The 11,587-nt window shown below is 69.7% G+C and carries 14 protein-coding genes; 6 read left to right on the top strand and 8 right to left on the bottom strand.

The window, feature by feature from the left end; translation table 11 throughout:
* Positions 1-743, top strand: a 743-nt coding sequence (locus MFF54_RS23845) for a site-specific integrase (RefSeq protein ID WP_506289942.1), incomplete at its 5' end; no start/stop codon positions are given.
* Here MFF54_RS23845 and MFF54_RS23850 read toward each other — a convergent pair.
* Positions 740-943 carry a hypothetical protein gene (locus tag MFF54_RS23850; RefSeq protein WP_238306691.1) on the bottom strand — a complete coding sequence of 68 codons (204 nt, stop codon included), beginning with the start codon at positions 941-943 and terminating at the stop codon, positions 740-742. The genes MFF54_RS23845 and MFF54_RS23850 overlap by 4 nt on opposite strands.
* A 491-nt stretch (positions 944-1,434) precedes the next feature.
* Between MFF54_RS23850 and MFF54_RS23855 the strand changes: the two genes are divergently transcribed.
* Positions 1,435-2,001 carry a metallophosphoesterase family protein gene (locus MFF54_RS23855; RefSeq protein WP_238306692.1) on the top strand — a complete coding sequence of 189 codons (567 nt, stop codon included), beginning with the start codon at positions 1,435-1,437 and terminating at the stop codon, positions 1,999-2,001.
* Positions 2,002-2,054: 53 nt separating this feature from the next.
* On the opposite strand, the gene MFF54_RS23860 is transcribed toward MFF54_RS23855, so the two are convergent.
* From MFF54_RS23860 to MFF54_RS23880, 5 genes are all read right to left on the bottom strand, one after another.
* Positions 2,055-2,504 (bottom strand): hypothetical protein, encoded by a 450-nt coding sequence (locus tag MFF54_RS23860; protein ID WP_238306693.1) that lies wholly within the window; start codon positions 2,502-2,504, stop codon positions 2,055-2,057.
* A gap of 129 nt (positions 2,505-2,633) precedes the next feature.
* Complete coding sequence (locus MFF54_RS23865; RefSeq protein WP_238306694.1) at positions 2,634-3,128, bottom strand: hypothetical protein; 495 nt, start codon at positions 3,126-3,128, stop codon at positions 2,634-2,636.
* A 246-nt stretch (positions 3,129-3,374) separates the two neighbouring features.
* A complete protein-coding gene (locus tag MFF54_RS23870) occupies positions 3,375-4,241 on the bottom strand; it encodes an HIRAN domain-containing protein (RefSeq protein ID WP_238306695.1) in 867 nt (288 codons plus the stop codon).
* Complete coding sequence (locus MFF54_RS23875) at positions 4,238-4,537, bottom strand: hypothetical protein (protein ID WP_238306696.1); 300 nt, start codon at positions 4,535-4,537, stop codon at positions 4,238-4,240. The genes MFF54_RS23870 and MFF54_RS23875 overlap by 4 nt, the downstream gene beginning before the upstream one ends.
* The gene (locus tag MFF54_RS23880; protein ID WP_238306697.1) at positions 4,534-4,803 is read right to left on the bottom strand and encodes a helix-turn-helix domain-containing protein; all 270 of its coding nucleotides are present in this window, start codon (positions 4,801-4,803) and stop codon (positions 4,534-4,536) included. Before MFF54_RS23880 ends, MFF54_RS23875 begins: the two co-directional genes overlap by 4 nt.
* A 216-nt stretch (positions 4,804-5,019) precedes the next feature.
* Between MFF54_RS23880 and MFF54_RS23885 the strand changes: the two genes are divergently transcribed.
* The 3 genes from MFF54_RS23885 to MFF54_RS23895 all read left to right on the top strand — a co-directional run bounded on the left by MFF54_RS23885 (position 5,020) and on the right by MFF54_RS23895 (position 6,337).
* Positions 5,020-5,448: a hypothetical protein gene (locus MFF54_RS23885; RefSeq protein ID WP_238306698.1), complete on the top strand. Its 429-nt coding sequence runs from the start codon at positions 5,020-5,022 to the stop codon at positions 5,446-5,448.
* A complete protein-coding gene (locus MFF54_RS23890; RefSeq protein WP_238306699.1) occupies positions 5,445-5,618 on the top strand; it encodes a hypothetical protein in 174 nt (57 codons plus the stop codon). The genes MFF54_RS23885 and MFF54_RS23890 overlap by 4 nt, the downstream gene beginning before the upstream one ends.
* Positions 5,619-5,710: 92 nt before the next feature.
* A complete protein-coding gene (locus tag MFF54_RS23895; protein WP_238306700.1) occupies positions 5,711-6,337 on the top strand; it encodes a hypothetical protein in 627 nt (208 codons plus the stop codon).
* Between the two features lie 140 nt (positions 6,338-6,477).
* Here MFF54_RS23895 and MFF54_RS23900 read toward each other — a convergent pair whose 3' ends face one another.
* Positions 6,478-6,819: a response regulator receiver protein gene (locus tag MFF54_RS23900; protein ID WP_238306701.1), complete on the bottom strand. Its 342-nt coding sequence runs from the start codon at positions 6,817-6,819 to the stop codon at positions 6,478-6,480.
* Between the two features lie 621 nt (positions 6,820-7,440).
* The gene (locus tag MFF54_RS23905) at positions 7,441-10,254 is read right to left on the bottom strand and encodes a PAS domain-containing hybrid sensor histidine kinase/response regulator (RefSeq protein ID WP_238306702.1); all 2,814 of its coding nucleotides are present in this window, start codon (positions 10,252-10,254) and stop codon (positions 7,441-7,443) included.
* A 578-nt stretch (positions 10,255-10,832) separates the two neighbouring features.
* On the opposite strand from MFF54_RS23905, the gene MFF54_RS23910 reads away from it, so the two are divergent.
* The coding region (locus MFF54_RS23910) for a PAS domain-containing protein (RefSeq protein WP_238306703.1) at positions 10,833-11,587 on the top strand (755 nt) is incomplete at its 3' end.

An 11,587-nucleotide genomic window follows, 5' to 3' on the forward strand; every position in this document is an offset into this window, starting at 1 on the left:
TCGGGCAGACGGAGCACGCGACCGGGCCCGGCACGCTGGCGATGCTGTGGCTCACCATCCTGACGGGGCAGCGGACCTTCCAGACGTCCATCCTCCGGCACGACCGCCTCTACCCTCTCGACGGGATGCCGGGTTGGCTCAGCGCGAATTGGACCGGCGTCGAGATGAAGGGCGGCAAGTCGGGCAGCCGCCCTCACGCGTTGCCGCTGCCTCCGCAGGCGCTGGCCGTGCTGCAGCGTCTTTGGGCGGAGCTCGACGAGCCGTCGCCGTGGGCATGCCCATCGGTCCGCGGCGACGGCCACGCGCACCAGAGTGCAGTCAACAAGCTGCTCTGGCGGCTGAGGGGCCTTGACCAGAACGGCGACCCCCATCCGGGTCGGGTTGACCTTTTCGCGCTCCACGGCATCGAGCCGTGGAGACCGCACGATAGCCGGCGCACGCTTGGGTCGTTCCTTGGCGACCGCCGGCTCGGCGGCGCGGCGTCGGCCATCCTCTCGCACAAGGATGGCAAGGGGGAGAACGAGAAGGAGAAGGTCGCTACGGTCACGCGGTTGCACTATGACCGCGGCCAGAGGATGGCCCTCAAGGCGGAGGGCATGGAGCTATGGGTCTCGGCGGTTGTCGAGGCCTTCGAGCGCGAACGGGCCGCGCTGGCCCTGATCCCCATGCCGGAGCCCCCTCCCCGTACGAAGCGGAAGCCAGCGCAGCGCCGCGCGCCCCGGCCCGAGAAGGCCGCGGCCTAGCCAGTCCGCCGACGCGGCTGCCGCCCGCGCCGGTCCCGCCCCAGCGCCCGCGCCAGATCCGCGGGCCGGTCGGCCCGCACGAACCCCCGCTCGCCGCGGCGGCGCCCCGCGGCCTCCTCCATGTCCTCGGCCACGGACCGCCACAGGGCGTCCCGCTCCTCGCCGGCGGCTGCGGCCGCGATGTCGTCCAGGCTTAGCATTGACCGTCTCCCCACAGAGAACAGATAGGGAACAGACGGGACGGTTCAACGGCGGCAGGATCGGATGGGCATTCCTCGGACGTTGGGCGCGTTCCCCTACCGGCGGGTCCGCGTGACATGCGTCTGGTGCCCCCGGCGGCGCGGGGACTACGACACCGAGCGCATGGTCGCGCGGCTCGGGGCCGGCGCCAGCCTGGAGGCGGTCCTGGTGCACGTGACCCGGACGTGCCCCCGGCCGAAGGCGTGGACGGTGCGGGGACCGAACCAATACCTGCCTTGGTGCCGGGCCGTCCTCGACGACGTCTGGCACGGGCGGCCGCCGGACCGCATCACAGGATCCCAGGGTCCAGGGATTCCTTAAGGTGACCGTGCTAGACCTTCTCCACCATCAGCCCGTGAGGCCGACGTGAAACGAATAGCCCGCCCCCAGCCCGAAAGACCCACCCCCGGGGCGTGACGCGCTGCGCAGCCCCCTCACGGAGGCTGCCCCTATGACGACGCACTTCACCGCTGACACGCATTTCTCGCACGGCGGCGTCATCCGCATGTGTGCCCGGCCGTTCGCCTCGCCCGAGGAGATGGACGCTCTCCTGATCGAATCCTGGAACGCCGTCGTCGGCCCCAAGGACGAGGTCTGGCACCTCGGCGACTTCGCGATGGGGGCGAGCCCGGAGCGATGCGCGGAGATCTTCCGGCGCCTCCGCGGGCGCAAGCGCCTCGTCCGCGGCAACCACGACCGCCGGCGTGTGCTCGACCTCGCGTGGGAGAGCCAGCACGACCGGGCTCATGTGACGGTCGAGGGGCACCGGCTCGTGCTCGACCACTACCCCATGCGGGCCTGGAGCGGTTCGTTCCGGGGCGCCATCCACCTGCACGGGCACACACACGGTACCCTGCCTGGGACGTCCCAGTCCTGCGATGTCGGCGTGGATTCGTGGGCGTACCGACCGGTCTCGCTCGACGACATCCTGGCCCGGCTCGCCGCGACGCCCGAGCTCCCGGAGGAGCGCCGCCGGGCGGCGGAGCGCGACGCCGACGAGGGCGACGACGCTGAATGACGAAGGGCCCCGGATCATCTCCGGGGCCCTTCGTCCGTTTCTACGATGGGATTTCAGCCGAGGATGTAGCCCCTGATGCGCGCCTTCGTGGCCTCGAAGTTGGCCGGCACAATGTTGATCCAGAAGTTGAAGGCCTGCGCGTACGCCTCGGGGTGATCATCGGCGCAGCTTTCGAGTCCCCCGTAGACTTCGCCCGTCAAGTCTGCGTGATCCTCGCCCTCCTGGAATACTGCCGTAACGGAGATCTCCGCATTCTTTGCGACCCGCCGCATGGCTGCGCTGCCCAGCTTGCCCTTCATGATGCCGTAGGCGTATCCGCTGGGTTGTGCTGAGTCCGGCCAGAGACCATAGACGCGGTCTGCCATATTGAATGTCCGCAGGAGATACATTGCCTGGTTGCTGCCGTCCAAGGTGGACAAGGACTCGTCGGTCTTCCGCGCCAGGTCGATGAGCTCGTGGATCTGTGCGCTCGTGAGCTCGGGCTCTGCATACCTCTTCGACATCTCGTCCTCGTTGTTCGGGCCGCCCGTTGCGGCCGTCGAGGAGACCCTGCCCGCGTCGCTGACGCCGTCTGAGTCGAGAGATGGTCCAAGGTTAACAGGCAGGTTAATCGTCCACAGGGACGTGACGGCTCACCCCCTCTCCGGGTGGCGCTCCCGTTCCGCCCGCGCCTTCCACTCGGCCTCCGCGGCGAGGAGCGCCACGTACCGCTCGCGGACCTCGACCGCCCGGTAGCCGTCGCCCAGGTAGGGACGCAGGCGAGCCGCCCCGCCGGCGCATCCCGCCGCCCGGAGCCCCGCGATGCGCGACCGCTCCAAGATGTCGTCCGCCTTCGGCTCGGGGCCGTAGCCCCGGTGGGTGAGAGTAGGACCGCGCGCGAGGATCTCGGCCGTCCCGATCAGGGCCTCGTCGACGGCGCGGGCGCGCGCCGCCGCCCGGGCCGCGCGCAGGGCCTCCGGCGAGGCCTCCTCCACCGTCGCGGCGAGGGCTTCGGCCTGCTCGGCGAGGACCTCCGCGACCGGCGCGTCGGTTGCCGGGGCGGGCGGGGATTCCGGGAGGGGCACGGAACCGGTGACCGCGTGGCAGGCGCCGCGGACGACGGGCGAGAGGCGGGGGACGAAGGTCATGCGGTACGGGTCCTCTTTGCGGCTTCGACGGCCGAACGGCGGGCTGCGCTCTCTGCTGCGGCGACGGTTCGGATGAGATGATGGGCGGCCCACGAGCCGAGAGTGGTCTTGATCAACCCGGGCTCGGGGAAGGCTCGCGCTCGCCATGCGTCCCGGGCCGCTGCCAGAGACGGGTGGCGGCTCACAACACGCCAAGTGCGCCGGTCGACGATGACGTGCGTCGCGGGCGGGGCTGGGCGGCGGGGCTTACCAGTAGCGGGCATAGACCCCTCCCGTGTCCGGCTCGGCGTAGAATTCCCTGAAGCCGAGGGAGCCCTTGAGCTTGGGCAGCTTCCCCCCGCGCTTCGGCTTCCGGTCCCATTCCAGGAGCGCCGCCCGGAGTTCGGGCGTGACCTCGACGGCGTAGTCCCAGCGTCCGAGAGCGATGCCGACCGATGCCGCGATGCGCACGACGGTCGACCGGGAGCACCGAAGGACGTCCGCGATGTCGTCGACGTCCGTCCGGCCCTGCGCGTTCGGCTCCGGTAGAACCGGCTCGCACGGCACATGGCGGAGCACTTCGACGGCATCGCGCAGACGGCGGCGGCGGTGCTGGCGGAGGGTCAGGCGGTTCCGCTCGGCGCGGTCATAGAGAAGCCGGTCGCGCTCGCACTCCGCATCCGACCGGCACATGGCCGCATCGGCGATGTGTTGGATGTAGCGCCCGTGGATCGTCTCGGCCGCCGGCCCGACGACGAGGGCCCGCAGGCTCCAGGCCTCGCCGTCCCCGGGCGTGTGGACGTACGCCCGGGCGGCCGCGCCGGCGTCCATCAGCGGAGCGACGCGCTCGGCCGTGAATCTCGGCATGTGCCCGAGCATCCGCGAGTTCCGCCACCAGACCTGCACCGCATTCGGGTCATGGGGATTCGCCGGCTCGCGGACGAGGTGGAGGCGGTCGCCCGGCAGGGGCAGGACGCGCTCGCCCGTGAGCTCGTCAACCCGACCGTACTCGTAGAACTGCAGGCCCGCGACCTCCGTGGCGAACCACGGCTCCGCCGCGAGCAGCGCGGGGATCTCGACGGCGACGTCCGTGCCGTCGAGCCCGCTCAGGTCGGGGTAGGCATCGTCGCTCATGACCGCTCCTCGATCATCCTGCGCAGGTATGCGGGCACGCCGAGCTCATCCATTAGGGAAGGCGCCGCCGGCCGGTCGGCTTCCTGCAGCGCGGCGTCGAGCCGGCAGACAGCGGCGCGCGCCGCAGCGAGCAAGTCGGCCTCGACCAGGGCGACGGCGGCCCGGAGCGCAGGAGACCGGGGCCCCTCCGCGTAGGCCGGGTGCGCCCGGGCGGCGGCGAGGGACTCCGCCAGGCGGGCCCGGGTCTGCTTGGCGTCGAGCTCGACGAGACCGTCCACGAATCGGGAGCGGTTCACGGCAGGACCTCCGCCTCGACGAGGGTCACGCTGTCGGCGTCGTAGAGCGCCACGGTCCTTGGCTCGCGCGGCACGTAGCGGACCTCCCGCACTAGGCCGAGGCCCCTCAGGACGCTCTCGCCCGGCCCCCGGCGCCCGCGGCAGACGTCGTGCACGTAGGGGACGCTGACGCCGTGCGCGGCCGCCCAGGCTGACTGGCCGCCGGCAGCGACGCAGGCCTCCCGCAGGCGGGCGACGACGTCCTCTTCTCGTAGTGCTGCTGACATACCCTGTCTCCGACGCGGTCAACAAAGAACAGGCTACGGGCGTTCCGCTAAAAAGCAAGACGCCAAATTTCTTCGACTTTCGAAGGACCGTAAGGTGTAAGTTGCAAAATGCCAATTACGGTATGTTGCGAAGAATTATTCGGACGAGACCTGGAAAATTGCTAGGCAGGGTGCTTGAATCGGGCAGTTAGCTTATTGCCCGGAGGCCACCCGACCATGAGAGTAGACGTAGCCATCCCAGCCCGCCTCTGGCTGTGGACGACCATGCTGAGCCCGATGTCGCGAGACGTCGTCGCCGCCGACCCCATCCACGCCGTCCGCCACGAGCGCATCGACGGCGTCCACACCGGCATCTTCTCTTTCGAGGCTGAAGAAGGCGCCGTCGTCATGACGACGCAGGCCGGCGTCCCCGAGCGCCACGGCGAATGCTACGTCGTCCTGGGTGACGTCCTGCAGCACGTGCACGAGTTCGAGGCGCAGGACATCCTGGAGCCGGCTGAGGCGACCGCCCGCCTGCACGCCCGCCTCCGCCGCGCGGCCGACCTCGACGACGTCTCGCGTCGCCTCCGATTCCCCGACGGGCACGCCTTGATCGAGGGCAGTTCACGCGCTGGGGGGCTTGGTGGGCTGTCGTCGGCCCGGTGACGGCCCGGCAGGCCTGGCTGCGCGCCGCGACCGACGCCGAGATCCTGGCAGCCGGGGAGGTCCTCCCGGTCGCGCCCGTCGGCGCCGAGCTCATCGCCGCCATCCGCGCCGAAGTCGCCGCCGCCGAAGCCGAGGCCGAAGCCGAGGCCGCCGCCCCCGCCGCGGCCTGATCACCACCCGGCTGGTGCCTTACCAGCCTTGGCGGCAGCCTCCCCTCATGGGCCCGCGCAGTGCCGGCCCGCTTTCAGGAAGCCCCACCCCAATGCGCACCGTTCGCCTCGCCCTGATGCTTGTCCTCGCCGCCATGGCCCTCGCCGCCCAGAAAGTGTGGGACGGCACGCGTTGGATCGCCCGCGCGATGTCCGGCATGCCGACGCCGCCCGCCACGGACGTCGAGGACGTCATGGACGCCGCCCAGGCGCGGGCCTCGGCCCCCGTGACGCCGTCACAGCCCGCCGCCGAATCCGTGACACCGTCCGCGGCCCCCGCTCCTGCGCCGGCACGCATCGTCGAGCTCGATCCGGTCCTCGCCCGCGGCAAGCTCGCGCTCAGGTTCGTTGACTGCACGTTCTCCCTGGAGCCCGAGGAGAACGTGCTGGCCGAGTGCGACGACGTCCTGAAGGCGTGGCTGCTGTCCCTCAACGCCGCTGAGATGATGGCCATCCACCGCGCCGGCGCCCACCGGACGGCCGCCCACCTCGTCGGCAAGCGCCTGATCGAGGGGCTGCCCGAGATCGCCACCGACGCCGAGTACCGGCACGTCATGGGCAAGGCCGCGAGGATGACGCCGAGGATGCGTGCGGAGATCCGAGAGTGGAACGCCACCTTAGATGCGGCCATCGAGGAGATGGTCGAGGACCCCGCGTACGAGCTCCGCGCCGGCATCTGAGACCCCACCGCTAACGGAAAGAGGCCCGCCCCGGGTGACTGGGGCGGGCCTCTCTTTTTGTGTGGACGCCAGCGTTTTTGGACTTGTTCCTTGCCCTGTGCGCACACGGTGGCATGACGTGCGCACGCAGTGGCATCACGTCATGCCGCGCGCATGCCGACCGCACCACGGAGGAGACCCTTGATGCGGACGGTCTCGCGCTGCTGGGCGGCGACCTGCTGCCGGGCGGCGGCAAGCTCGGCCCTGAGCCGGGCGTTCTCGGCGCGGAGGGCGGCCGCCTCGTCGACGGCGTCCTGGAGGGCAGCCCGCTGCCGGGCGACCGCGACCGCGACGCGCTGGGTGGCAGTGAGGTCGCGGTCCGCCTGCTCGGCGTCGACGGCGGCCTGACGGGCCCGGGCATCCGCTACGAATCCCGCAGCCACCCCGGCGAGGCGGAGGCCGGCCTGATCGAAGCTGGTGGCAATCTGGTGGGGGGTGCGCATGGAGGCCTCCGTCTCTCGTGGCCTCACGATCCCAGCTCGCGATTCGAGCGTCGAGCCCCCGTCAATTGTTGTCCCTGGGCTCCGTGTGGACCGGACACCGCCGCAGGGCTGGACCTCAGAACGTGTTTAGCGCCCCGTTACTTCGGTCCAAAGAATCGGATTGTGGGAAGTACGCGTCACTTGCCTCCGGCGGAAAATGAGGGATGCACCCGCACCTGCAGGATGGCCGCATGTTCCGCATCGATTTCGGGTTCGACGAGGCGAGTTTCAGGCGCGAGGCCGATGACGCCATCGACCGCGACCTGATGCCGGCCCTAGCCGACGCCCTTTAACGAAATCACCGACACCGTGGTCAAGCGCCTCGTCGTGGCCCAGGCCGCCCAACTCGACAGGCCCAAAGACTTTACGCAGCGATCTAGTCGATGTGACCTCAGTGCTAAGCCCCCTTTCTCCTTCTGGGTCTGCAACGCGCCACTTGCGGACCTTCGTCTACATGCGGCGCAAGGACCGCTGTTGATGCGTGAGCGGATTTGGATTTTCGATCACGAGCCGGCCGGTGGGAGCCAGCCCTCGACCGGACACGGGTCCGGGCGCTGGAAGCACCATGGAGTGCATCGAGGGTCAAGCCACCCCATCGACTATGCGCTTCCGTCGCCGCCAATTCGCCACCTTGCGCAGGAAGCGTGAAAGCTGCTCGACCGAGTACGGCTTGTGCAGCAACTCGAAGCCGTAGGTGCCGTTCCGCGCCAGGACGTGGCTGTAGCCCGAGGCGAGCAGCACTGGCAGGTCGGGGTGACCCTCCCGTATCCGGTGCGCCAGGTCGATCCCGTTCATGCCCGGCATAACGACGTCCGAGAACACCACGTCGAAGCGGTCGGCGTCCCGGGCCAGCTCGGCCAGCGCCCCCTCGGCGTTGGTCGCCAGCACGGTGACGTAGCCGAGCTCGGCCAGGGTCTGGGTTGCGAACGTCCCAACGTCCGAGTTGTCCTCGACCACGAGGACGCACATGCCATGCCCGTCAACAAGCGGCTCGGGCTCAGCCGGAGGCGGTTCGGCGGCGGCCTCCGTCCTCGGGAGGTAGAGCACGAACGTCGTGCCTTGGCCGAGCGCGCTCTCGACCCGGACCTCGCCGCCCGATTGCTTCGCGAAGCCGAAAACCTGGCTCAGCCCGAGGCCCGTACCCTGCCCAACGCCCTTGGTGGTGAAGAACGGCTCGAAGATCTGCTCGATCTGCTCGGGAGGGATGCCGGACCCCGTGTCCTCGATGCACACCGCCACGAACGCACCGTGGACGACGGGGTGGGTGCGGACCGGCGGGATAGCCGCCACGGGATGGACTGTGATGGTCAGCGTGCCCTCGCTGTCCATGGCGTCCCGGGCGTTAACGGCCATGTGCACCAGGGCCGTGTCGAACTGGCTCGGGTCGGCGTCGACGAAGCAGGGCTCGTCCGGGATGTCCGTGACGATCCTGACGCGCGAGCCGCTCAGGGTGCCGACCATGTCGGTGATGGCCGCGACACTCTGGCCAACGTCGAAGACCTCCGGCTTCAAGGCCAGCCGGCGCGCGAAGGCCAGCAGTTGGCCTGTGAGCTTGGCGGCACGGTCGACGGTATCGGAGATGGCCTCGACGTAGCGGTGGCGCCGCTCCTCGGCGAGGTTCGGACGCTTCAGGAGGTCGGTGGACGACTTGATGACGGTGAGCAGATTGTTGAAGTCATGGGCCACGCCGCCGGTGAGCTGGCCTACCGCCTCCATCTTCTGCGCCTGACGCAGGGCCTCCTGGGCAGACGCGAGTTCAACCTCCCGCGCCTTCACGACGGTGAGGTCGCGCCCGACCGCGATGAAGTTGGCTCCGTCCGCCTCGGGCGCGACCGTCCACTCGATGGGCTTCCAGCCCCCGTCCCTGGTGGCGATGCGGTTCTCGAAGCGCGTCGGCCGCCGCGTCTCGCCCATCCGGGCGATGCCGGCCAGCGTAGGCCCCATGTCCTCGGGATGCATGAAGGACGAGTAGGGCCGCGACAGGAGCTCGGCCTCGGACCAGCCCAGGACCCGTCCCCAGGCCGGGCTGACCGCCGTCATCATGCCCTCGTAGTTGGCCCGGGCCAGCATGTCCTCGGATAGAGTCCAGAGCCGGTCGCGCTCGGCCGTGCGCTCGAAGACCTGCTGCTCCAGGGTCCCGTTCAGGACCTGAAGCGCCTCCTCCATTCGCTTGCGCTCGGAGATGTCGGTGAAGAGCACGGCGACCCGGCGCGCGGCCGAGTTGCCGACGCGCAGGGCGCGCACGTCGAACCAGCGCCCGAACACGTCGGCCCGGTTCTCGATATGGGCGGGCTCGCCCGTCAGCGCGACGCGTCCGTAGACGTCGAACCAGTGCGGTTCGAGGTCGTGGGCGAACTCGCTGACCCACCGTCCGACCACGTCGGCGCCGGTCTGGCGCTCGTAGGCCGGATTGGCCTCGACGATGCGAAAATCGACGGCCCGGTCCGCGCCGTCGAACGTCACCTCGATGATGCAGAACCCGACGTCGATGCTCTCGAACAGGGTGCGGTAGCGGCTCTCGCTCTCGGCCAGCGCGGCCCGCGAACGGACTTCCTCGGTGACCTCGTAGCCGCCCACGAAGATGCCGGTGACGGCACCCGCCTTGTTCCGGATGGGCTGGTACAGGAAGTCGAGGTGGCGGTCGCGGTCGTCGTCCCCCAACCGGATGGGAAGGGCGCGCGCGGCGAACGGCTCGCCGGTGGAGTAGACCTCATCAAGGAGCTCGTAAAACCCTTGGTCGGCGAGTTCCGGGAAGACCGCGCGGACGTCGCGCCCCACGTAGTCCCGGTCGCCCGCCACCGTGACGTAGGCGTCGTTGACGTACTCGAAGACGTGGTCCGGGCCGCGCAGCACGGCGACGAAGCCGGGCATCTGCTGGAGCAGCGCCTCCTGTCGCCGGCGCTCGGACGCCGCCTGCCGCTCGGCGATGACCTGCGAGGTCGTCTCGGTGCAGACGCAGAACAGGCCGCAGACCGTGCCGTCGTCCCCCGGCACGGGGGTGTAGGAGAACGCGAAGTGGGCCTCCTCCGGGTAGCCGTTGCGGTGGAGGGTGAGTTGCAGGTCGTCCATGTGCACGGGCTCGCCCGCGTACACCCGGTCCATCAGCTCCCCGACCTCGTCCCGCACTTCGGGCCAGATCTCGAAGAACGGCCGGCCGAGGGCCGCGGGGTGGCGCTCGCCGAGCATGCGGGCGTAGGTGTCGTTGTAGACAAGGGTGCGGTCCGCGCCCCAGGCGATGAACATCGGCGGGCGTGAGTTGAGCATGACCCGCACGAGGGTCAAAAGTGTTGGCGGCCAGTGCTCCTGCGGTCCGAGGGACGTAGCGGACCAGTCAAGGGCGCGCATGCGCATGCCCACGAAGCCGCCGTCGTGGAAAGCCGATGTCTGCGAAACCATGGACTTAGGCGCGTCCCATGCCGTGCGACGATCGGGCGGAGGAGGCGAGCCGCAGGGCAGACTCATCTTCGTCCCTCGACCGCAAGATCCGGACGGCTGTGCGGACAAGGTCAAAGGTCGAGGGGTACTTGCCCTTGGCGACCTAGGCGTCGATCCAGGCCGCGAGCGTCTCCGTTAGGGTGAGATGGCGGGTGGGTTTGGCGGGCATGGGCGCGTACTAGCACATTCGCCGAAGGGTGTTTCCTTCCGAGCCACCCAACCGTGGATCCCGCCAGGCGCCGGCCATCGCCGCTCGACCGAGGAAGACCAGGTAGCGAGCGCGTGGGTTGCCCGTGAACGGGAGTCCGGGCCGCGTGCGAGATCGTTAAGCATGACCGAGGGGCAGGTCCACAACACCGATCCCGCGGCCGTCGAAGTCTGCCGGACCCGAAGACGCCCGCCTGCTAGGCGGGAGCCGACCCAGCTTGCGGCACCGGCATCGCACGATCATGGCATAGCTTTGAGCTGCAGATCTGGCTTGTGCTACGGTCACGCCGGATCGGAGGGGCCGAGGTGTCCCCAGGGGTGGTGGCAGGATCTTGACCGACTACCGGGAACACGACCGCATCGACGCGGAGCTGACGCGGTCGGACGCGAGTTCCGACCCGTTCGCCGCCGCCGTGCGGGCGACGCGTATGCCGATGATCGTCACCGACCCAAACAGGCCCGACAATCCCATCGTCTTCGCCAACGCGGCCTTCACGAAGCTCACCGGCTACGCCCGGGAGGAGATCCTCGGTCGGAACTGCCGCTTCCTCCAGGGTCCGGAGACCAACCCCTACGACGTCACCCGGATACGGGACGCCATCGCGCGACGCGAGCCCATCGAGATCGAGCTCCTCAACCACAAGAAGGACGGCGAGGTCTTCTGGAACCGCCTCCTCGTCTCGCCGGTGTTCGATCGCAACGGCGCGCTGACCCACTTCTTCGCCTCGCAGTTCGACGTCACGCTGGAGCGGGACAAGCTCAAGCGCCTCCAAGGCGAGCTCGCCGCGTTGGAGGACGAGGTCGCACGGCGCAAGGCGGAGCTCGCCCGGACCGATGACCGCATGCGGTTCGCCCTCAAGGCCGGCCGGATCGGCTCCTGGACGCTCGACCTCGCCGACCGCCGGCTGGAGGCGTCCGACATCTGCAAGGAGAACTTCGGTCGGAGCGCGGGCGAGCCGTTCCCGTACGAGGAGCTGCTCGCCGCCATCGTGCCGGCCGACCGGGAGCGGATGCAGGAGGCGGTGCAGACCTCGATTGCCGGGCGCGGAGACTACGACATCGAGTACCGCGCTCGCACGCCGAACGG

It is taken from the genome of Methylobacterium gregans (genome assembly GCF_022179245.1).
Taxonomy (GTDB): Bacteria; Pseudomonadota; Alphaproteobacteria; order Rhizobiales; family Beijerinckiaceae; genus Methylobacterium; species Methylobacterium gregans.